This is a genomic window from Prevotella sp. C561 (assembly GCF_000224595.1).
Lineage (GTDB): Bacteria > Bacteroidota > Bacteroidia > Bacteroidales > Bacteroidaceae > Prevotella > Prevotella jejuni.
This window is the reverse complement of the sequence record NZ_JH114151.1, coordinates 98,942-123,011: the sequence shown is the minus strand read 5'-3', so window position 1 is coordinate 123,011 and position 24,070 is coordinate 98,942. Positions and strand designations below refer to the sequence as shown.

The window sequence follows — 24,070 nt, the reverse complement described above, 5'->3', positions numbered from 1 at the left end:
ATAATTTCTAGTTAGTCAGACGATATTGTGCAATGAGAGGAATAATCTTCTCACATCCCGAAAGACACGCTCTGGAGAAGTCTCTGCATACACTTGTGTGGTCTTTATTTGGCTGTGTCCGAGCATTTTCGATACGCTTTCGATAGACACGCCTTCAGAGAGTGTCATCTGCGAAGCAAAGGTGTGGCGAGCCATGTGAAAGGTCAGTGTCTTTGTGATACCACAAAGCCGTGCTATCTTCTTGAGATGGATATTTACAGTGTCGCAGCCTGGTATGGGCAGCAGATACCCTTTGGGCGGTTCGTGACGGAACGCCCTAGTGTGAATACCTCGGTAGCGCTCAATGATGGCAGATGCTTCGGGCAGTAGCGGTATGTGGCATATATTGCCTGTCTTTATTCTCGACTTTCGTATCCAATTCATACCAGACTCATGGATGATATGCTCTGCCGTGAGGTGGTACACATCCGTATAGGAAAGACCGGTATAGCACGAAAAGAGAAACATATCCCTCGACACCTGCTCATAGCCTTGCAGTTCGTTATCGCTTAATGCTGCTATTCTGTTTACTTCCTCCCTTGTGATGTATCGGGGTGTACCCACGTCCCAGCGGATAGAGTGAGCGATGAAAGGATAGATGTCTATGATGTGCCGTTTGTGCAGGTCCTTGAGTAGGGATGCTAGCATAGTAAGATAACCAGCCGAAGTGTTGAGTTTAAAACCCTTTTCTTTGGCAAAATACTCCTCCAAGTCTTTGATAAGGGCAGTATCGGCTTTTTGCACGGGAATATCGTCCACATGGTAGCGATGTCTGAGAAATTTTGCCAGATGCTTACGGAAGAGCAGCAGACATTTCAGTCTTCTTTCACTGCGGTCTATACCCACCCGATCACGGAAGCGGTTGATATACTCGTCCGTATGATGAAGCAGTCCCTGCGACTTGCTGTTTAACCCGAATACAAGTTCCCTTATCTGCTCTGCCGTAACAGTGTTGTTCAACTTGCCCAAAAGCGATTCATAAACTTGATGGACACTTACTTGCAGTCGGTCAAGTTCGTTGTTTACTGATACGGCTTCGGCACTCTTGCCCACAAGTCGCTGTTTACGACTATCCCAAAGTTTTGGTGTACAGGCACATTTGCAACTGAACTGAACCATTGAGCGACCGATACTGATGCGTCCCATGATGGGACTTTTCCCGTTTTTGTCCTGCGTACCTCTCTTGAGGTAGAAAAGCAGCTTCATTTTTTCTTTTTCCATTGTCTTTTTGCTTGCAAAATTACACTTCTTAGAGGAACTTTGAGTGATGCAAAACATTGATAATGAAAGAGAAAACACCGTTTTAGTTACCACTTTTAGCCGTTCTTTTCCTTTCATCGTTTCTCGAACGATTTGGTAACTGAACTCTTGCTTTTTCACTCCTTTTTTCGCCTATTTACCTTGATGCAACCCAATGAGAAAGCAGGCAATATATCTTGTGTTTCAATCAGATACACATTTTTCTCCTTTTCTTGCTTCCAACTCCTATACTTCCGCATAGAACGCCGCCAGCTCAGGTACCTTAATGAATGTCCTAAACCGCTCTTTCTGAATGATGTCGTTCGTGATGGAGAACTCATAGTCAGTTGATTTCTTGGCAAAGACGGCTGCCCAAGCATCAAAACTATTGATACCCTGCTTCTCCAAAGCCTGCGGACGGAGGTATTTGAAGAGCAAATACAATTCTGTCAGGCTATTGGAAATAGTAGTTCCCGAAAGGAAAGTCGCTCCCAAGTCCTTGCCCGACCGCTCCTGTATGGTGCGTATGGCAAAGAGCATATTCAAGGCTCGCTGTGAGCCATCAGGATTGCCCAAGCCCGACACACGGTCGTGGCGGGTGTTGAACATTAGGTTTTTGAATTGGTGCGATTCATCTACAAAGAGGTGGTCGATACCCATCATCTTGAAGTCCACGGCATCGTCCTTGCGCTCGGCGATGCTGTCTTGTATGTTCTGTAACTTGGCTTCAAGTGTCTGCTTGCGTTTTTCCAGTCCTTTGAGCATGCCACGGGAGATGTCTCTTCCTTGTTGCCGCAACACTTCGAGATTCTCTTCCACGGAGTCCAGTTCCTTTTGCATAATCGCCTCCTGTATCTCCAAAGCTTGCGGTATCATACCGAACTGTTCATGCGTTAAGATAATACAGTCCCAATCGTTGTTCTTGATGTCGTTGAAGATACGTTGGCGGTTCTGCTTATTAAAATCGTTCTTACCTGGATAGAGCACCTTGGCATTGGGATAAGCTTTCCTAAAGGTATCAGCAATGTCGAATACGTTTGCCTTCAGACCGATAATCATCGGTTTGTTTGCTAGTCCCAAGCGTTTCATCTCGTAGGCTGCTGTACACATGATGAGCGTCTTGCCCGCTCCCACCTCGTGGTCACATATACCGCCACCGTTGGTTTTGAGCATCCACACGGCATCCTTCTGGCTTTTGTAGAGGTCGGCAATACCCAATCGTTTGAGGTCAAGGTCGGGAAACGTCTGGTGCGTACCGTCGAAATTAGGTCGTACAAAACAATTGAAAAGGCGGTTGTACCTGTCGGAGAGCTGTTGTTTGAAGGTATCGGGTGTGCGTCCGAGCCAATCGACAAAGCCTTGCCTGATTTCCTCAATCTTGGCGTTTGCCATCTGTATGGCATGTCCGTCCCTTACTTTAATGGTCTTGGTCTCTCCCGTAACCTTGTCCGTCACCTCCTTACTCTTGTTGATGTCGGGAATGGTATTGTGAAGTGCGTGCTTCAAGAGATTGATGCCGTCATAACGGCGGAACTCACCCTGTACGGCATACTTGTGCCAGATATTGGCATTCTTTCGGTCGCAGACAATGGAATACTCGTCCATGTTGGAATGGTAGGATACGCCAATATCCGTCCCGAAGAACTCCGAAGCGAACCTGCCATAGACTTTGGCAGGTATCCAGCGTTCACCGAGATTGAAGTCAAGGTCTGCAAAGGGAATGGGTGTCGGTGTGGCTACACGCAAGGCAGCAAGGCTCTGTTTGGCTTCCTCATGGTCTGGATGATCCAAGAGCCACGACTCGATACGCTCCGCCTTTTCTATTACATTGCCCGAAATGAACTTGTCCGCCACTTCGTAGGCATTCTCTTCGGGATTGTAATAGATGCGACCTTCCAAGGAAGAAATGATGTCGCTTTCCTCCATATCAGGTAAAAGTGAACTCATGTAGTCAAGTTCCACCACGCCGTACTTGTTGAGCGATGCACCCAGTGCCTCCATCGGGTCGGCAGCAATGGAAAGTTCGGTAGTAGAAAATGCCGTAGGATGGTCAAAGATGTCCGCCTTGACGTACCTGCCGTTCTCGGAGCGTTCCAAGAAGAGCATTTCCACGCCTGTGGCGTCCATCTTGATGATGTCGGTGTTCGCCTTCTGATTGAAGTAGCCCCAGTGTGCAACATAGTCATTATAAAGGTGGTTGAGTCTGCTGCGGTCTTCCCTGTCTTCTGCATGGTTCTCCGCCTCGTAGTCATAGAGACGATGATAGCACTCCCGTATCTCGATATAGGCTTTGAGGCGGGAAAGCTGCGCATACGGCAAGTCCATCGGGTTAAAGGTTGGATGTCGCTTTAAGTCAGAAAGAAAGCCTATCTGTCCCTTCTGTACGACAATGGAGCCGTCTCTCAGGTGAGAGTCCGGTGAAGAGAGAAAAGGGCGCGGTGAAACATCAAACTCCTTTCTGACTTCCGCTATCGGTTTTGGCTTGCGCTCCTCGGCTTCATTCATGAAGTCGAAAAGGGATGGCTCACGTGGAGAGGAAGAAACTGCTTTTCTGCTACTACGGGTACGGCGTTTGGGTACGGCTGCTGGCTTTTGTATCTTGCTCTCCAATGGTTTTAAGGTGTCAGTTTGTGACGTGGGGTGCTGCGTATGTGAAGTTGTTGTACCTTCCTTGATTTCATTATTGACACAGCTTACTTCTCTTGTCCAAAGGCTGTATTCCTCCGGGGCAAATAGTGACAGCTGCTCCGGTTGTCCGATGTCTTCCATGTTATTGTCCACCACCGGATGATGATCGTCGTCAAAGAATATCGTCTGCCCGTTCATCTCTCTTGGGGCTTCAATATCCGTACGGATTTCTTGTTGTTCCTGCTCGTATTGATGATGAAGTGTCAAGGCGGGTACGCCTTCGGGAACAGGTTCTATAGTCATGGAAGGCTGTTCTGATACGAATTGTTGTGGGGCAGAGTCTGATGATGACGGCTGTAATGGAATTGTCTCTCCGCCAGGAACGGTATCTTCCATTATCTGCGTATCGTTCTCAGAAGCAATGGGCACAGTCTCCTTAACCTTATTCTCTGTTTCTATCTTTGTTACCACTTCTTCCTTGATTTCCTCTGCTACCACTTCTTCTTTTGTATATTGTCCCCTGACGATTTCTTCCAGTTCGGCTATCTCGTGCAATTTCTTAGGAGAGAAGTACAGATCACGTTCAATGCCCAGTCCTCTTACCTTCACACCTTCCATTTCATCGAGGGACATATTGCCAAGCTCCCAGCCGTACCCCATCGTTACAGCACCAAAACCAATGCGGCTCTTAGGATCATATTCCAGAAGGTAGGCTGTGTATGCTCCCATAGGGAAGAAATAGCGTGCGTAGGCAACCTTATCGCCTATGAGTTCCTTTTCCGTGCTATAGAGTTTAGGCAGTTGCTTTCTGATACTGTCGGGCATGAGGTTATAGGCATCGTTTATGCCCTTGTCTTCAGTCTTTGTCTTCTCTGTTTCTTCTTCCCGACTTATGGTAATACCCAACTTGCGAAGCTGTTTCTCCGCCTCTGCATCTCGCTCTACCTCTGTCATCGGTATACCTGTTTCATATAGTTTACGGTCGATACGTTGTCCCATTTCAAGGGAGAGCCGTGTTCGGAGACTTTCTGCCATTTCCTCAATCCCTCCTGTGAACCGATACTCCCATGTAGGTCTTCCATAAGGGTCTGTACCCATTATGCGCTCTGTAGCAATGGTGCGATGAGATATGTCTTTCCAATCTCCTACAAAAAGAGAGTTATGCTTGAAGACGACCGAAGAACCTTCTTCCTTAGGAACGGAAACGGTTTCTACGAACTGCTGCTCGATGCCTTCGCTGATTTCTTTACCCGTCTGCTTCTGTAGGACGATGAGGTCACTGCCTACGTCCGTTCCTGCACTGTCTGAAAACAGACTTGATGGTAGTCGGAGAGCGGAGATAAGGCGGCTGTTCTGCATAAGGTAACGGCGTATGGCTTCATTGCGGGGACTGTCTAATACGCCCTGTGAGGTGATGAATGCCAAAATTCCACCTTCCTTGATGCAGTCCAGACCTTTCACGAAGAAGTAATTGTGAATGGCACGTGTGGACTCACGTTTAAGAGTGTCCTTACCTTTGCTGTATTCTCGGTCATAGACCATGAAATCACCGAAAGGAATGTTACTTGTAACAAGGTCGTATTTGTCTTTGTCTTCTAACTCCCCAATAGCTTCAAAAGGCTCGTTTCGGACGAAGATATTGCCTTTGCCATAAGGGTGCAAGGCTTGTGAGATGCGGCCAGTGAGTAGGTCTTTTTCTATTGCATCTACAACACCCGCTTGCTTTGCAAAGGTCTCGGCAAAGGCACCCATACCCATAGAAGGGTCTAAACATCGTCTTATCTGCAGGTTTGTGGAGGCAAGTGCGTCCGATATAGCAGACACGATACGGGTATCGGTATAGAAGGAAGTTAATACGCTTGCCTTGATGCTCTCCCAATACCGCTTGGCGGTGTTAGCATCTAAGGCTTCACGATAAATCATCTGCTTGAGCTGCTGTGTCGGTTCAAAGAGATTCTGCTCTGACTTGCTCCAATAGCGTATATCATCGGGGTTATCTGTGCGGTTGAGTACACATTTTAAGCCACCGAAGCCCTGATAGTTCCGTAAGATACTTTTCTCAGCTTCGGTGGCTTCACGGCGTTCTTTTTCTAATCGCAAGACCACTCGGATAGCTTCCGTGTTGGCTTGCAGGACTTCTTTCTTATTGTATGCCATAAGGTATAATGTATTCTATTATGGGAATAACTACTCTGATACCAAAGCTTGACCGTAATGTCAGACTTTAGTATCAGAAATGAAATAACATGCTATTTCCGTTTCTTGTTTTGCTCAAACTCAAAGGTGGTGGTATAATCATCCTTCAAAACAAGTCGGGCATTGAATTTCTTGCCTGCCTTGCTGGTCAGCCCTTTAAGGATAGGCGTACGACCAGAGCTTATCAAGTCACGGATATTATCTTCAGAGAGAAGTATGCTGCAGACTTCACGAAATACGTGGAAACCACAGGTTTCATGCCTGCATTTGGCTACCTTGGCATAGATGCCGACACTCTTCTGTCCGCATTTTGGGCAGCGGTAGACAGGATAGGACTTCTGCTCTGAAGAAAGCGAGAGGAGTTCCTCGCAAATAGTTCCCACGTATGAGTTGATGCCTTGTGAGAACTTATCAGATGGCATCTTTCCTGCTTCAATAGCGGCAAGGGCAAGTTCCCAACTGCCTGTCATCTCCGCATTGGCAATCTTCTTGTCCTTGACAATCTCATAGACAGCTAAGCCTTTCTCGGTAGGTATGATGGCTTTCTTGTCCCTTCGGATATAATCACGAAGGATCAGCGTTTCGATGATGTTGGCACGGGTGGCAGGTGTACCGATACCACACGCTGCCATTGCTTTCTTGCTTTCTGCATCTTCGATCTCTTTTCCGGCATTCTCCATAGCAGAAAGTAGTGTTGCTTCTGTGTAGAGGGGTTTAGGTTTAGTCTTATGCTCGGTTATTTCAGCAGAAACAAGTGCCAAAACCTCTCCCTCCGTCAAATCAGGCAATGAAGGTAAAACCTGTTCATTGTCGTTGTCGTTTTCCTTTTCTTTTCCTTTTTCTCTGCATCAGTAACCTGCTCTTTCTGCACGACTTTCCATCCCAAGGAAATCTGCCTACACGCTTTCCAAGTAAAGATGTTGGTACCGTCAGTAAACCGTACCTGCATACGCTCTTCCTCGGAATTGGGGGAAAAGGCTTCGACAAAGCGATTGACTACCATTTGATAGATAGTTATTTCATCTGTCGACAATCCTGATGGTGGCTCACCTGTCGGGATAATGGCTTGGTGGTCAGTAACTTTGGTATTGTCCACCGAGTGGCGGTTAAGCAGATTGGATAGTGGCATGCCTATCTTGCGCAGCAGGACGGGTACTTCCTCGAAAACATCCTCGCTGATATATCGGCTGCCAGTGCGGGGATAGGTCGTGATTTTCTTCTCATAGAGGCTCTGGGCTATCGAGAGGGTCTTGTCTGCAGAAAAGCCGTGGTGTCTGTTGGCATCTTTCTGCAAGGCAGTGAGGTCGTACAAGAGTGGTGGCGGTGTACCGCCCACCTTCCTTGTGACCGACTCCACCTTAAGCTGGCTCTGACTGCGGAGCGTAGTGAGGGCTGTCTGTGCCGATGCTTCACTCTCATAGTCTGTAATGCCAATGGCTTTCAGCGACACGCCCTCTTTCTCCATGAGAGCGGAGAGTTTCCAATAAGGCACGGAAGAGAAATCACGGTTCTCTATGTACCGACGACAGACCATAGCCAATGTCGGGGTCTGTACCCGTCCCAAAGAATAACCTCCCTTGCGTGTAATGGACAGGGCACGGCTGGCATTGATACCTACCAGCCAGTCAGCTTCGCTTCTTGCCTTGGCGGAATGATAGAGATTGTCGTAACAGTTTCCAGGTTTGAGATTGGAAAGTCCTTCACGGATAGCCTTGTCAGTGAGTGAACTTATCCAAAGTCTTTCGAAAGTCTTTTTACAATCAAGATATTGATAGATGTAGCGAAAGATGAGCTCACCCTCTCGCCCTGCATCGGTGGCGACAATGATACGATCTGCCTTGTCAAAGCAGGAGTGTATCACTTTAAGTTGCTTCAATGCTGCAGGGTCTGATACATACTCCTTGTCCTTACGTACTTGTCGTACCACTAACAGAAATGGATTGGGACGGATGGGCAAGTCCTCGGCTTTGTAGGCAGAAAAACCGTAGGTTTCGGGCATGGCAAGGGCGATGAGGTGTCCCATTGCCCAAGTAACGACATAGCCGCAGCCTTCCATATATCCGTCTTGCTTGCTCGTTGCTCCTACGATGTGGGCAATATCTCTGGCTACCGAGGGTTTCTCGGCGATAATACAAGTTGTCATAGTCGATAATAGAATTAAGGGTTACATCTTACGTCCACGGGACTTCTTCTGCTTGTTCTCGTTCTGCTTCTGTTTTTGGGCAGCAGTAGGTTGTGTCTGTCCCGTTTCCAGTGGTTCTTTCACATTCTTGGTGGCTTCATTGGTCTTGCCGTGGTTGTTCACAGCTACCTGCGTTTTGTGTTCTTCGGCTACGGCAACCACCTTTTCCTTGCCGGTTTCCTGCTTCTTGTCGGGATTCCATTTATAAAAGCGTGGTCTATTCTGTTCCTTGTCCATGCGGACATAGGCGTTGAATGGTTGCCCCTGTTTGTCCACCATATTCTTTAGGTATAGTGTACGACCGCTATCCAAGGCTTCACGCTGCTTATCTGATAACTCTAAACCGCAAAGCTTATGTGGGACACCTTGCTGCTGTGTCTGCTGCTGGCGTTCCTTAAAACCACGATTATTGTCGAAGATGAACTCAATGCCCTTTCGCTCGGCATTGACCTGCAGGGTGGCGTTGAAAGACTTGCCGCTCTTGGCAGTCATACCTTCCACTTTCACGGCTTTGCCTTCCACAAGGTCTTTATACTGAGCGTCAGAAAGGGTTACACCCTTGATTTCCTTAGGGATGTTCACACGGTCGGCACGCAGGGCTATGATTTCATTGGTTTGCGGATCGATAGATACGTAGGCAGAGAAAGGCTCTCCGTTCTTAGGTGTTACCTCAATGGTCTTGCCAAGATTACCCGTAGCAAGGAGTTGCTCCTTTTCTTCGGGAGAGAACTTGTAACCCATATAGGGAAAGTCAAGCTGTGGCTCCTTTCTCAAAGGGTGAATCGCCAAGCCGATATTGCCGTTATCGTCCGTACGGAACGCAAGGCGTGCTTCAGTGTAGATAGTCGTGTCTCCAATAGGTACAGCAATCGTCAAGAGATTGCTCTTCTGCCAATTGAGCATCTTTTCCAATTCTCCACTCTGCTCCAATCGCTCATGGGAAAGACCGAGATTATCGAGTTGCTTCCAATCAATCTTCGACTCATCGATGGCAGTAGCATTCTTCTGCTGGGGCAGATAGTCCTCAAAGGGAACACCCATCTCTGCCAGTTGCTGTTTGCTTTCGGGCTTCTCACGGCTTTGTAACATGGTACGCAGGTTGTCCACGCCTTGCTCCACATTGTCTGCCAATACCTTGTACAGTCCAAAATGAGTCGGGTTATTGAACTGTTTGAGGAAGTTAGTCATGAAGTTCTTCAGAAGTCCGTCCTTGTTGTTGAACTTCAAGAACGCTGCCTGATTGGCGGCGATTGCCTCGGTGGTTTTAAGGTTTCCCTTGTCGTCAATACCAGAAACTACGGAGAGTTTTCCTGCTTCCTTTTCATTCTTCACTTCCGTGCGGTCTTCCAAGACCAGCACATAATTGTCATTGCTGTTTGATTCCATTGCTTGATAATTTTAATGATGAATACTGTTATCAAGCAGCAAAATTATAGGTATATGAAGAGATGAAAAAGTTTTCGGGTAAAGTAGGAAATAAAAGGAATTTATGGGAAACAATCTATTATGTTTAGTTTATGGTAAAGCCTAAAATATCACTTTATTTAGAATATAGTTTCTATAATAAGAAAATTCCCCAATTATCACGCTGGATAAGTGGGGAATCTCTTTGAACTGTATGGTTTAATCCAAACACTTTTTTTATGATTTCATCGCTGATACCATTTTCTTTCATTCTTTTAGCAACTACTTTTTTATAATTATTTACTTCATGGTTGTGGAATATCATGTGTCCAAGTTCCTCTAAAGCATTTTCTATACGCTTTCTGCCTTGTTCCGTATTCAAGTCAATGTCTGAGAATTTGGAACGCTCTCTGTGAAGGTTGAGGTAATAAATGCCACCGATTATCAGGGATGATATGGCAGATATATCAATACCAGTGTCCTTGAATTTCTCTTCATAGATATTGACAAGAGGTAAAGTGTGCATTTCTCTGAGCATGGCCGTACGGACTGTGGTCTTATTTCCTTCAGCAATCTCCCAGCGTAACAGTTCCAACATCACTGATTTATCTTGAAGTGCTTTCTGTACATCCTTGAAAATACTGATATAACCCAATTCTGAATCTGTAGGAAATTGAGCACCAGTGAGCACATCCTTAAACCAATAGTCATACCTCTTAACGAATTCATCATAAAATTCGCTAAGATTGTCATATCTGTTATAGAACACAAGCGGCTCTATTCTGGCTTTTTTGATGAGTTCTGTCACCAACATTGATGCAAAGCCTTTTTTCTTAATCAGACTTTCTGCTGCCTTGATAATGTCTGCCTGTATATCGACGTTTGTCCTTCTGTATCTTTTGGGTTTATTTTCTTCTTCTGCCATCTAAAAAGGAATTGATTTTCTGATTTCCAAAAGAGCAGTCACTAATTGCTCTAACTGTTCTATCTCGTGAGAAGCCAATACACTAACTCTAAGCCGTGCTTCCTTGGTTCTTACCGCAGGGTATGTGATACCGCTTACAAAGATACATCTTTTTTGCAATTCTCGTGCTATTTCATATACTTTTCTATTGTCTCTGACCATAATAGGGAATATTGCTGATACAGAGTAGCCTGTATCAAAGCCTTCCTCTGTCAGTCGTTTGCGCAGATAATTGACATTAGTCCACAACTTTTTTCGAATTTCAGGTTGTCTCTGTATGAGTTCCAGTGCTTTCAGTGAAGATGCAGCTACCTGTGGAGTCATTGCAGCAGAGAAAACATTACTGTCAGCATAATATCTCAGATACTGAATCAGTTTTTCTGACGCGGCAACAAAACCACCGACACATCCGAAAGACTTACTGAAAGTTCCTGTAATAATATCTACTTGTCCTAAGCAATTATAATATTCGGCTGTTCCTCTGCCATTTTCTCCCATTACTCCAATACCGTGGGCATCATCCACCATAAGAAGACAATCGTGTTTCTTACATACTGCAATGTACTCTGGAAGTTTTGATAAATCTCCATTTTGAGAATAGACCCCATCAATGATGACCAATCGAGTCTGATATTTTCCCGTTTCTCGTTCAAGGATCATGTCAAGATAGTCAATGTCATTGTGTCCTATATGTTTTACATTGGTTCCAATTAAACCACTTGTGGCACTGGTATGGATATACGAATCTATGTAAGCTATGTCATTTTTTCCCAATATAGCACGAAGCAGACCAGCGTTGGCACCAAAACCTGATGAGAATAGAATGGCATCTTCTTGACCAACGAACTTTGCAATGCCTTGTTCCAACTGCTGATGGATGTCTAAATAGCCACCGATGGCTTGTGCGGCACTTGCCCCTGTGCCATATTTCAGGACGGCATTTATGCCAGCTTCTTTAGTTTCTGGTCTTTGCGACATACCAAGGTAATCATTGGAAATGTACGCGGAAACTTCACCAGCATAGCCCTCTATCTGCATCTTGGCTCCTACTCCTGTTCTTGCCATGACCCAATAACTCTTACAGCCGAACTGCTCCATTTGGTCTATGTAGCTTTGGAAATTTTGGCTCCGTTCGATTACATTCTCATTTGGAGTAATCTCGAAATCTTTTAATGAAATAATCTTTTTATTCATATAAACAATGTGTAGATAGTAAATATAGCTACAAATGTAAAGAAAATATTGAGGAGTTGAAAATTTTTTGAAAAAAAACCTTGTTTTTCTTGTTATAAACAATATAGATTTGTATATTTGCATCGTTAAGATTATAATTAGTATAATTATAGAACAGACCTTACTGTACAAAGGGAAGCAATGCCAGAAGCTATAAGAAGGCTAATCTAAACCGAACTGAAATAATTAAAGAAGCGGTAACTGAAAAGCTACACGAGTAGGTGAAAATAAAATAACAAAAGATGAATAAAGAAATTATAGAAAATTTGCGACTTTCAGAGTTGGAAGAAGTAAAGGGAGGTCAAGCATATAGAGATTATCATTGCAGCAGTGGTGCAGAAAAAGTCGTAATAATTGAGGTTCCTACTGAAGATGGTTCAGAAGATTCTGATGGTGCCATTTACAGCTAAACAATGAGCGAAGGGAGAATTAATGCTTTATTAAAAATCTACTTTAGACTTGATGCTCCAATAACAAAGAACAAAGTCATGCCATTACTTGAAATGCAGTTTTGGCATGAGTTTTAACTCCAACCATCATAAAGTGCAACTTCTGATAGTGCTCATTTCAATTTCGGCATAGATTATTAATTACCTAATTTTATACGAAATGCAATATGTTATTTTAAATAGAGCGTACTCGGTGAGAAATGAGGCAACCTGCTCATACATCGTAAGAAAGAATATGTTTGTTAATTCTGAGTAATTATCAGACAATATATACAATTCCTCCATTTCTTGGATATATCATAACCAATATTGGGAAAAGAGTTATGAACAATCTATTGTTGAAATAGGAAAAGACCTCAACATTAATGTCGCAACATTAAAAAGTTTCATGTTTCAAATTGTAGAGCAATCGAGTAAATCTATAACTTTTATGGGGGGAATATTAGTTTTCCCTGAACAGTTATTAATATTTTCAAATCAAAAAGATGATACTCTATATTTTATGTAACAGACTTCTCTCCGAAGAATCCTTATGTGTAATGTTGGCTACAAACACCATTGGAAATAAATTTTATGGTAACAGAGAAAAGCAACACAAATCGCATCTACATCCACAGCAAGTTCAAGGGAACAGGTGCTGGTAATGAGGAGAAAATACGATTACAATGAGGCGATTACCTTTTTTAGACAATCAGATTCTATGATGTGTGGTACCACTTGCTTACAGATGATATGTAAATATTACGGTAAGAACTTTAGCCAAGCTTTCTTGTCTAGCATATGTTATGCAACTACAGAAGGTATTTCTATGTTGGGAATAAAAGAAGCTGCTGAGAAATTTGGCATTAAAACTATAGGACTTTAATGGAAACATAAGAATACTTCTTTCGCCTATAGGTAATAAGAATATAACGTAAAGTGTGATGTTTGATAGCGATGGAGCAAGTAGTAAGGAAATAAAAGAGGGTGTTTCAAAATAGACTAAAGATATAAATGTAAAATTATAAGGAAATTATCAAAATGGTACAAAAAATGAGGCATATTTTTATGATGATCCTGTTTCTGATGTTTTCCAAAGGAGTATACTCTCAAGTGAGTGTAAGAGGAAACATTATTGATGAAAACGACAAGGAAGTAATTGGATGTTCAGTCAGAATTCTGTCGACAGATTCGACATTCTTGTCTGGCGGCGTAACCAATGATGTGGGTGAATTTCATATTAAAAGTATTCAATCGAATAACTTTATCGTTCATCTGTCATATATAGGCTATGAAGACCAATATATAACCTGTAATAATGCATCGGATGATGTTGATATGGGAAAGATTAAACTGATGGTATTGCCAAAGACTTTAGGAGAGGTAAAAGTTGTTGGTAGTAATAAAATTCAGAAAATTGACAGACAGATACTTATTCCTAGTAGTCTGCAACGGAAGGCATCCAGTAATGGACTTTTGTTACTGCAGAATTTAAGTCTTCCACGCATTGAGATTAATTCTATTAATAATAGTATAGAGATGACTACAGGAGGGATAGTTGAATTACAAATTAATGGAGTAAAGGCAAAGCTTCCTGAGGTGAAATCTCTAAGACCAGACGATATAGCAAAGGTGGAATACCATGATAATCCGGGATTGCGTTATGGAAATGTGGGAGCTGTCATTAATATTATTCTGAAACGGAGGAACTCAGGTGGAAATTTCTCAGTCGATTTAACCAATGGCATAAATAAAATCGGAACAGGAGATTATAATGTTTCCGCTAATTATCATTTTGGAAGTTCGTCTTTCAAGTTTATGTCTAATTGGGAACGCAGAGATTTGAAATGGATACGTGAAAATGTTGAAACCTTTAATGGAACTGCAACTCCACTATACAATGTGGAAACAGGCTTGCCTACAAAGGTAAAGTATGACAGGATGAATTTCCTATTAGGTTATGACTATAATAAAAATAACCATCTACTCAGTATTAACTATAGACAGTCATATATGGATATGCCTTATTCCATATCAGACAGAGAATCCGAACTTACAAGTGCTGGACAGGAATATAAAATATCCGATCATGAAAAGTCGAGGGAAAATATACCTTCATTAGATATTTATTACCAGACAGAATTGGCTAAAGGAAAGAATCTGTTTATTGATGTGGTAGGAACCTATATAAAAACTAAGAATAATAGGCATTTTGTTCAGAGAGGAGTAAATTCTGTTGAGGAATATGCATCGCAGACAAAAGGTGATAAATATTCGCTCATCGCTGAGGCTATTTATGAGCAAAAGATTAAAAATTCCATGTTATCAATTGGCATAAAACATAATCAGGCCTTCGTTTCCAATAATTATGGTGGAACCATCAATGCGAATATAAGCATGCGAACAGCTGAGACCTATGGGTATGTGGAATTTATGTCTAAGGTAGGGAAATTGGTATACACCATGGGTAGTGGTGTAATGAGAACATATAACAGTCAGGGAGATGTAAGCCAGAGTAAAATTATTTTTCGGCCAACACTTAAATTGTCATACAATCTGACCAAGAATTTACTTGTTAGATACACTGGCTATATTTCAGGTTATTCTCCATCATTATCAGATATGAATGATGTGAGTCAGAATATAGATAATTATCAAGTTAGACGAGGAAATCCTAATCTTAAGACAGTAAAATTCGTTTCTAATGATTTGACTATCAACTGGAAGTACAAATGGTTGGATTTGGATTATCTTATCAGATACAGCTTTGATGACAAGCCATTGATGGAGACGACATTGTTCGAGAATAATAAGTATATACGTACAATGGAAAATCAGAGGGGTTTTCATCGATTGCAGAATAATTTAAATCTGAAGCTGACTCCTTTCGGTGAAAATCTTCAGGTTAATATCAGCACATACTTGAACAGATACATAAGTGAGGGAAATAATTATACCCACACCTATTCTGATTTTGGTGTAAATGGTTCTGTTACCTTTTTGAAAGGGAATTGGTTCTTGATGGCCAGTGCCAGCAAAGGGCATAAAATACTATGGGGAGAGACTTTAACCAAGGAGGAGACTCTACATTCAATATCTATCGGCTATAATAAGGATAACTGGGGCATACAAGCTCAGGTGTTGAATCCTTTCAGTAGCAAGTATAGTCAGTATGTAGAGAACTGGTCGAAGCTAGCTCCTTACAGGCAGGATGCTTTTTCGCATGACCTGAACAGAATATTCATGCTTGAAGCATATATCAACGTAGACTTCGGTAAACACAAGAACAATGTAAACAAACGAATAAATAATAGTGATACCAATTCTGGCATTTTGTCAGGAAGCAAATAGAAGGTATAGCTATGATTGATTAGATATTTAATTTATGCGCATTTTAAATATAAAAATAGAGGTAGCTGAAAATCTATAAAAGAGTAAGCATACAACTTTAATCCTTAAAAAAATGGAAAAGAAAATTTTAAAATCAATGGAAAGTATTCCAATGATGTCTGAGAGTGATTTTGACTGTCTTATTCTAAACGATGACCAAGCAGATGAGATTTATGGTGGAAAAGGAAAATGGATATGTGGAGGAGTCTATAATAACTGTGTAAATTGTTAGAATAACTAAATTCACAATTTGAGGGTGCTGGCTTACTTCATAAACTCAGTACCCTCAAATAAATTAAAACATTTTATTATGAAGAATCTAACCAAGCTTAAACTTTCGAAATATGCATTTATGTCTGCTCCTCGCAATGATGTTTATCTTATTTTCTCTGGAAGATCTGGTAAAAATATTAGATTATCCTGTAAGTCATTTGATGCAATTAAACATAATAGGTTAGATATAATATCCGACGATACTCTCTACTTATTAAGGAATGTAAAGGTCCTTGTACCAGAGAATGAAGATGAATTTGCGGAAATTAATAAAGAAAATCATGAGAAATTAAGAAGGCAGGCAAATTTTAGAAAAGAAAATCTTTATTTATCTATTCAGCCATCAGCTTCTTGTCAATTAGCATGTGATTATTGTGGGCAAGAGCACAAAAAGGCTAAAATCTCAGCTGACAACATCCATCTAGTTCTTAACAGAATTAGGATGAAATTGAAAACGCATACATATAAATTATTGGAGATAGGTTGGTTTGGTGGAGAGCCATTGACTGCATGGACAGAAATGCGCCATATAAACCGCAATATAAAAGATCTGACTTCAAGTGAAGATATTCGTTATATAAGCCATATAACTACAAATGGATATGCCCTCACTTTGCACAAATACATTTCATTGAAAAATGAATTTAATTGTAAGCGAATTGAAATAACTTTAGATGGCAGTAAAGAATTTCACGATATCCATCGTTTTACAATTAATCATAGTGGGTCTTTTGATAGAATTTTTTCCAATCTAATTAATATTATAAATAGTCCTGATTACGATAAAGATCAATGTTTTATATCTGTAAGATGTAATGTGGATGAGAAAAATATTGAAGGTGTTATTCCTCTTCTAAAATCCCTTTATGATCATAACGCTCAAGATAAGATATTTTTTTATGTCGCGAATGTTGTCTCTTGGGCTAAGAATGGTGCTGGAGTAGAAAATACTTGGAAAAAGATAGGTGAGAAATCAACTGAATATCTTTTGTATATGTTGGACCATGGTTTTAAAACAGAGATTTTGCCAGAAAGAGAAGGTCCATACATGTGTCTCGGGACAATAAGAGATTCAGAAATGTATGATGCATATGGAAATATCTTTGATTGTTCTGAAACATCATATTCTTCTACCTATTCCAAAGGACCTTTCGCATTAGGAAATCTAAGAAATCAGAAAAATTTGAAATATAATAGCATTCTCAAAGATGTTCCTGAGATGCTAATGAATGGTAAGTTTGAAAAATGTCGTGTCTGTAAATTCTATCCGCTTTGTGGTGGATTGTGTCCTCTAGCTTTAGTTGAGAATGAGCCTAGATGTCCATCGTTTATCTATAATATTGAAGATAGAATGCTTATTCAGATGTTGTATAATTATAAGGGGAAAGGAAAGTAATGAATATTTTACAAACATACTATGATGATCGTATACATGAGCATGGATTAGATATTTCTGGAAGATATTTAAATTCTGTCATAAACTGGTTGTCCATTGCGTATAGCTGTTTAACACTGAAAAAGAATAATCAAAAATCACCATTATTTTTTTATGGTGATTCTGATATTGTGCATATACTTCAGGATTTATTCAAATTGCCATATGATGAATATAATAGTTTTAATAGTCATATCTTAGAGGGTAATAAATATTATTGTCTTCCCAAGATAATAACATATTCTTTACAGAATGCTCCTTTTATCCATATTGATACTGATATATTTGTAAATAATCCATTTCCTCAATATTGGGATAAGTCGGATTTAATAGCTCAACATCAAGAACATGATTCCACCTTTTATAAGTTAGTATATGATTATCTTAAAGAAAGTAAAGTTAAATTATTAGATATCCAGAAAGTTTGCATAGATGGAAGCTATATTAACTCTTATAATCTGGGAATAGTGGGGGGATGTGATATTAATTTCTTTAAAGAGTATATACAATGTATTAAAAAGTTCATGACCATTAATCACAGGAATATGTATTCTGCGGAACAAAAATGTCTTTTTAATGTTGTATTTGAACAGTGGATGTTTTATGCTCTGGCAAAAAATAGAAATAAACCTGTATCCACATTTTATCATGAAATTGTAAAAGACTTTGTAATGCCGAATGGCTTTGTCCCTGAAAGGATAGTTAATCAATACCCTATAGATTTTATACATATCATGGAACATAAGAAACATGTGAGATGTAATAGTTTTGTTGCACGAAATATGCTTTTAGAGTTCCCTGACACGTATGAACGAATTTTAAAAGAGTGTTATAAAAATGGAATAGATGTCCCACAGTTATCTGTGCCCAAGAAAGTTACCCAAGATCAATTAAAACAACAAATATTTTTAAATCAAATTAATCAGGATTCATCTTTTTTATTGAATCTAAAATTACAATTATCTCCTTATATTCAGTTTTTAGAACTGTCTAACAAGCAAAAAGAGGTCTTAAAAAAGAAAAATGCAGATGGGAGCAAAATTGGTCAATATCTGAATATTAAAGCTTTTGATGCTTATATGGGGATATACCACAATTATCTTTATTCTAAAAATCTTTCATCAATTCTCTGGAATTTTAAGAGTCCTAGGAATATAGATGATATTTTAAGATCTATCCCTGAGAATAGTAAGAAAGCTTTTATATTCTTTATTAAACAAGCTATCTTTGATAATATATTAATTTGCATATGAATATAATTCAAACATTTTATAGTTATACAGATGGAGACCCTTTATTTGATAACGCAGGTTTTTTAAGTGCTGAATTTAATTGGCTAAGTATTGCTTTAAGTTGCGTTTTATTGAAACAGCATTTTGGAAAGGTTACATTATATTGCAACCATAAAGTCCGTATATTGGTAGAAGAACTTCATATTCCTTATACTAATATTGTTGAAATTCCTGATTTTATGGAAAATTATGAAGGATATAATTTATGGGCTTTACCTAAAGTCTATACATATAGCATGCAGAGAGAACCATTCTTACATGTCGATTGTGACTGGTTTATGTTTGAAAAATTATCTGATGATTTTTTGTCATCGGATTTATTTGCACAGAATATTGAATATGATGATCAGTTTTATAATCGTAAGTGCATAGAGAGATTTATACATGCTGGGGGAGTCGTTCCTCAATGTGTGAATGCAGAATTATCTGCTCCAATTTGTAGGGTCGCTAATGCTGGGATTTTAGGCGGGAATGATATTGATTTTATAAAGAGATATGTTAACCAAGTTTATTCTTTTATAAAGAAAAATGATAGAGTTCTAAAAGTAACGAAAGATGGATTTATAAATTCTTTTTATGAGCAAATGTTTTTTTATAGTATGGCGAGGGAGGAAAATAAATCAGTAAACTATTGTACTAGGGGAGATAAGCTTAGTACTAAGTTTGATTGGCTTGATGTTGATTTTACATGTAAACCAAAATACGGGTATATGCATTTACTCGCTTCTTTAAAACGATCTATTAATGCTCAGATTTTTGTTTCTCAATACCTTAGAAATATAGCTCCAGATTTATACAAAAATATTATACAAACGTATATTAATCGAGGAGGTCACACTATTATTAACTATTTTGATATATGCAGTGATTTGTGTATAAACAATCTTAGAACAAACGATTTAATATTTTCAGAAACGAAAAAGTATTTAAATATATATATTCCTATATCAAAAGAAGGTTTAGATTCCTATATTACTAAATCTAATTATAAGGAAGATAATTTGTTATCAAAGATTTTCTGTATAGATTTGATGAGGTATAATGCAGAAAAAAGCTTAGTAGAGAATTATCAAGAAATTTGTAGTGTAAATGATAAAAACATCACATTTTTTTGGAAGGAGAATCTTTTAAAGAAAAATAAGTTGAAATTAAATAATCAATTTTCATTCATTGAACTTTCTCAAGATATCTATAAATATCTTTTTCCAAATTACCATTTTCCATTTAGGAATCCTATCATGGCTTTCTTAAAGGATCCATTAATTTTAAAAGTAAAAGATGTTTTATTAAGGGGAATTGGTGCGGAAATAATTAGATATATGTGGACTGTATCCGAAGCAACTGCCCCTCAAATTATAAGCCACATACAATTAGAGCTAAAAGATGATGATGTGAGAAGTGACTCAGAGTTGATAATGAAGTATATTATTTCATTTATTACGAACAATGTGTTGCTGTGTGATGAATAATCTCTGAAAATGAATAAGAATTTCATTATTTGTAAACAATATGATTCAATGCAATGTGGGATTGCATGTTTAGCTATGATATGCAAATATTATGGCAAAAAATATTCAATGGATTGTCTTAACCAGTTATGTTTTGCAACTACAGAAGGTGTCTCTCTATTGAGTATTACTAGGGCTGCAGAGACACTTGGATTTAAGACTGTTGGAGCTAGGTGTGAGGTAAGTAATCTGGTTAATAAGAATCTCCCCTGCATCCTCCACTGGAATCAGAACCATTTTGTAGTGCTGTATAAATTGAAGAAAGGCAAGACATTCTATATTGCTGACCCAGGAAAAGGACTCATTAGGTATAAGCTTGAGGAGTTTAAGGAGCACTGGATTAGTACAAAGCAGGACGGAGCGGAGAAAGGAGTAGCTGTGTTCCTATATCCGACGGAAAAATTCTATAAGCGAAAAGACATAGACAGGAGGGAGGAACACCTGTTTAAGTTCCTCTTTGGTTACATCAAAAAGTACAAAAAATACTTTGGGCAGATTGTACTGGGCTTATTTGTAGGTTGCCTTCTGCAGCTTATCCTCCCTTTCCTCACGCAGTCAATCGTGGATGTGGGCATTAAAAACCAGAACATCGGTTTTATATGGCTGATACTCTTAGGGCAACTGATGCTTACCGTGAGCCGTACTGGCATCGACTTTATTCGCCGTTGGCTGCTGTTGCATATTTCGCTGCGCATAAACATCTCATTGGTAAGCGACTTTTTCATCAAACTTTTGAAGCTGCCAATGTCGTTCTTCGATACAAAATTGATGGGTGACCTCATGCAACGCATGGGCGACCACAGTAGGGTGAACACATTTCTGACGCAACAGACGCTCAGTATCGTATTCTCACTCTTCACCTTTGTGGTGTTCAGCATCGTACTGCTATTCTATAATTGGCTCGTCTTTGCCATCTTCATGCTTGGCAGTCTGCTTTATGGCGGTTGGCTTGCACTCTTCCTCAGGCGCAGAAAGGTACTCGACTACGAACTCTTTGAGCAACAAGCTATCAACAACAATAAAACCTACGAGTTTATCACCTCCATGCAGGAAATAAAGCTCCAAGACTGCGAGCAGCGCAGACGCTGGGAATGGGAAGACGTGCAGGCAGACCTCTTTGGAGTGCAGATGAAATCGCTGAAACTCCAGCAGACACAGGAGGCTGGCAGCATCTTCATCAACGAACTAAAGAACATTGTCATCACGGTAGTGGCAGCAACAGCCGTCATTCATGGACAACTCACGCTGGGTATGATGCTTGCCGTGCAGTACATCATAGGACAACTTAACTCGCCCGTGGAACAGTTGATGAGTTTCTTCTACTCCGTACAAGATGTAAAGATAAGCCTTGAACGTATCAACGAAATCCACCGTATGGACGATGAGAACGGAAAGCAAGGATTGGAAACCTCTGTGAAAGAAGAGGATAAGGGCATAGACCTTGAAAACGTAAACTTCAAATACGACCCACACGCACTGAAGATCATCATTGATGATGTGAGCCTCACTATCCCCAAAGGTAAGGTAACTGCCATTGTGGGCGCATCGGGAAGCGGTAAGACCACCCTCATCAAACTGATGTTAGGCTATTATCCTGTATTGGAAGGACAAATCACCATTGGCGGAACAGATGTGAACACACTCAATAAGAAATGGTGGCGCAGACAATGTGGTGTGGTGATGCAAGACGGTGTCATCTTCTCTGAATCCATTGCACGCAACATTGCCGTTGATGATGGAGAGATTGACAAGGAGCGGTTGCAAAGGGCAGCCGAAATAGCTTGTATTCATAACTATGTAATGGGATTGCCCCTAAAATACAACACCAAGATCGGTCGCGATGGCGTTGGTTTGAGTCAAGGACAGAAACAGCGTATCTTGATAGCAAGAGCTGTGTACAAGAATCCCGATTACATCTTCCTTGACGAAGCCACCAACTCGCTCGATGCCAATAATGAGCGCATGATTGTGGAGCATCTGGATGAGTTCTACAAAGGCAAGACGGTAGTTATCGTGGCGCACCGACTAAGCACGGTGAAGAATGCTGACCAAATAGTGGTATTGGATAAAGGCAAGGTGGTAGAAATTGGCAACCACGAAGCACTCACGGCAAAGCGGGGTGCATACTATAACCTTGTAAAGAATCAATTGGAATTGGGCAACTAACAGCAGAAAGGAATATTATGTCAGACAACAAGATAGAACTCCGCAGCGAGAAAGTAAGGCATATCATTGGCGAGATACCATCAAGGATTGTCCGTTATGGTATCACGATTATCACCATTGTGATGTTGGGACTACTGATAGGCGCATATTTTATACCTTATCCCGAAACCATCAGTGCAAAGGTGCAGATGACAAATGCCTATCAAGGCGCAATAACCATTCCATATAAATATGTGAATACGATAGCAAGAGGAATGACGGCAAACATTGAGTTTGATGGTTACGATGCAGAAACATACGGAGTTGCAAATGCTGTAATAACAGCCACATCGCATATACCCTTACAAACGGAAGCTGGTAGTGTATTCACGGCACAGGTAAGGATAACGGATTACAAGTATAATCTTGTAAGCGGGATGACAGGCACGGTATCTATACTTGAAAGTAATGAAAGCGTACTTCAAAGGATTGTCAAGAGAATAACAAATATCATATGATTTCCTTTTTAATCGTAATAAAACAGTGAAAGAGAGGAATGTCCAGATTGAGTGTTAAATTTTTATGTCCATATTGCAGTTCAACGGAAATAATTAAAAGTGGAAAGAATAGCAATGATAAACAATACTGCCAATGCAAACATTACTCCAGATATTTTAGGTTCTTCCGTTAAATGAGTGGATACTTTTCGCATAGCTTTAACGGAAAAACCGAGTTTATTCATTAAACAAAAATACAGTCAAGACTGTCAATGTCTATTCTATTATCACCCTCCAACACCGCACCCTTTTTCATTTTAACACTTCAAAATGTAGATAAGGGTCTGAAAAATCATTACATAATTCAGATTAAAACATCTATAAATAAAGATAAAAACACGTATAAAAAGTAAGTTTACAACTAACAGAAAATCAATTAGTTATAAAGTTGTGTAAGAAAAGGTGCTTAGTTGGGCTTCAAAAGGGTGTTAGTACCACTCCAAAAGAGCATCTTTTGAAGTGCAATTAGGTGTCTTTTAGAAGCCAAAAGAGCATGTATTGCAAACGCTACCGAAACCGCAAGGGCAGGCTCTCGGAAAGTGAGATTATGACCATTTTGGTATACTATCATTTCGGCGCATATCGCAATTTCAAGGAGTATTATTTGAATTGGGGCAAAGGGATGATGCATCAAGCAGGAACTCTTTGAGAGCCTATTCGGTCAAGGTATCCAACTCGTTCATGGACTCAAGGCTAAGATGAAGAACAAACTGATGCCTATGTGGGACAAAATCATGCTGAGGAAAAGAAACATTATCGAGTGCATTAACGAACTACTCAAGAACAAAGCCAACCTTGTTCACTCAAGACACCGCTCGATACACAACTTTATCATGAACTTGTGTTCTGCCCTTACAGCATACTGCCTCTCTGAGAACAAGCCAGAGGCACTGCCAGTGTATGTGGGAAATCAAGGCAGTTGGAACTTTTATCATGCTAAACTTATCCCGAATTCACGTAACAATAGACAAACCTTTTACAGTGAATAAAGGGTCTATAATAGATATCTCAATAAAAAATAGATAGTAAAAAACTATTCTTTAATTAGATGTGCCAATGCAGAATCAGCCTTGATGCGCTTGACCTCTGCATTCACAAGCGACAATATTTCTTTTTCTCCTTACGATAATTGGCTTCAATAGTTTCTTTGAGATTAT

14 protein-coding genes and 4 pseudogenes are annotated in these 24,070 nt (G+C 40.2%); 11 read left to right on the top strand and 7 right to left on the bottom strand.

Annotation, left to right across the window (positions count from 1 at the left end; all coding sequences use genetic code 11):
* Positions 1–7 precede the first annotated feature (7 nt).
* From HMPREF0666_RS12590 to HMPREF0666_RS12565, 6 genes and pseudogenes are all read right to left on the bottom strand, one after another.
* Positions 8–1,260: pseudogene (locus tag HMPREF0666_RS12590) on the bottom strand (tyrosine-type recombinase/integrase).
* Between the two features lie 264 nt (positions 1,261–1,524).
* Positions 1,525–6,063 carry a DUF2958 domain-containing protein gene (locus HMPREF0666_RS12585; RefSeq protein WP_009012745.1) on the bottom strand — a complete coding sequence of 1,513 codons (4,539 nt, stop codon included), beginning with the start codon at positions 6,061–6,063 and terminating at the stop codon, positions 1,525–1,527.
* Positions 6,064–6,155: 92 nt separating this feature from the next.
* Positions 6,156–8,245: pseudogene (locus HMPREF0666_RS12580) on the bottom strand (DNA topoisomerase).
* A gap of 21 nt (positions 8,246–8,266) precedes the next feature.
* Positions 8,267–9,670, bottom strand: coding sequence for a DUF4099 domain-containing protein (locus tag HMPREF0666_RS12575; RefSeq protein WP_009012742.1), 1,404 nt, complete (start codon positions 9,668–9,670; stop codon positions 8,267–8,269).
* Between the two features lie 172 nt (positions 9,671–9,842).
* Entirely contained in the window at positions 9,843–10,613 is a 771-nt protein-coding gene (locus HMPREF0666_RS12570) for a TetR/AcrR family transcriptional regulator (RefSeq protein ID WP_009012741.1), read from the bottom strand.
* On the bottom strand, positions 10,614–11,846 hold the full coding sequence (locus HMPREF0666_RS12565) for an aminotransferase class I/II-fold pyridoxal phosphate-dependent enzyme (RefSeq protein ID WP_042856362.1): 1,233 nt from the start codon (positions 11,844–11,846) through the stop codon (positions 10,614–10,616).
* A gap of 281 nt (positions 11,847–12,127) precedes the next feature.
* On the opposite strand from HMPREF0666_RS12565, the gene HMPREF0666_RS17435 reads away from it, so the two are divergent.
* From HMPREF0666_RS17435 to HMPREF0666_RS16770, 11 genes and pseudogenes are all read left to right on the top strand, one after another.
* Entirely contained in the window at positions 12,128–12,295 is a 168-nt protein-coding gene (locus tag HMPREF0666_RS17435) for a hypothetical protein (protein ID WP_009012739.1), read from the top strand.
* Between the two features lie 682 nt (positions 12,296–12,977).
* Entirely contained in the window at positions 12,978–13,199 is a 222-nt protein-coding gene (locus tag HMPREF0666_RS18470) for a cysteine peptidase family C39 domain-containing protein (RefSeq protein WP_083822550.1), read from the top strand.
* Positions 13,200–13,381: 182 nt separating this feature from the next.
* Positions 13,382–15,664, top strand: a complete 2,283-nt coding sequence (locus HMPREF0666_RS12560; protein ID WP_198010549.1) for an outer membrane beta-barrel protein — start codon at positions 13,382–13,384, stop codon at positions 15,662–15,664.
* A gap of 112 nt (positions 15,665–15,776) precedes the next feature.
* Positions 15,777–15,935, top strand: a complete 159-nt coding sequence (locus HMPREF0666_RS17675; protein WP_009012736.1) for a hypothetical protein — start codon at positions 15,777–15,779, stop codon at positions 15,933–15,935.
* A 78-nt stretch (positions 15,936–16,013) separates the two neighbouring features.
* The gene (locus HMPREF0666_RS12555) at positions 16,014–17,372 is read left to right on the top strand and encodes a radical SAM protein (RefSeq protein ID WP_009012735.1); all 1,359 of its coding nucleotides are present in this window, start codon (positions 16,014–16,016) and stop codon (positions 17,370–17,372) included.
* Positions 17,372–18,664, top strand: coding sequence for a DUF6734 family protein (locus tag HMPREF0666_RS12550; RefSeq protein ID WP_009012734.1), 1,293 nt, complete (start codon positions 17,372–17,374; stop codon positions 18,662–18,664). Before HMPREF0666_RS12555 ends, HMPREF0666_RS12550 begins: the two co-directional genes overlap by 1 nt.
* The gene (locus HMPREF0666_RS12545) at positions 18,661–20,172 is read left to right on the top strand and encodes a DUF6734 family protein (RefSeq protein ID WP_009012733.1); all 1,512 of its coding nucleotides are present in this window, start codon (positions 18,661–18,663) and stop codon (positions 20,170–20,172) included. The genes HMPREF0666_RS12550 and HMPREF0666_RS12545 overlap by 4 nt, the downstream gene beginning before the upstream one ends.
* Positions 20,173–20,181: 9 nt before the next feature.
* Positions 20,182–22,377, top strand: coding sequence for a peptidase domain-containing ABC transporter (locus tag HMPREF0666_RS12540; protein ID WP_042856356.1), 2,196 nt, complete (start codon positions 20,182–20,184; stop codon positions 22,375–22,377).
* A 17-nt stretch (positions 22,378–22,394) separates the two neighbouring features.
* Complete coding sequence (locus HMPREF0666_RS12535; protein WP_009012731.1) at positions 22,395–22,874, top strand: hypothetical protein; 480 nt, start codon at positions 22,395–22,397, stop codon at positions 22,872–22,874.
* 571 nt (positions 22,875–23,445) lie between these two features.
* Positions 23,446–23,541, top strand: a pseudogene (locus HMPREF0666_RS18710) (IS982 family transposase); the annotation flags it as partial.
* A 1-nt stretch (position 23,542) separates the two neighbouring features.
* Positions 23,543–23,902, top strand: coding sequence for a transposase (locus tag HMPREF0666_RS16770; RefSeq protein ID WP_369750554.1), 360 nt, complete (start codon positions 23,543–23,545; stop codon positions 23,900–23,902).
* A gap of 44 nt (positions 23,903–23,946) precedes the next feature.
* On the opposite strand, the pseudogene HMPREF0666_RS18705 reads toward HMPREF0666_RS16770, so the two are convergent.
* A pseudogene (locus HMPREF0666_RS18705) lies at positions 23,947–24,070 on the bottom strand (conjugal transfer protein TraG); the annotation flags it as partial.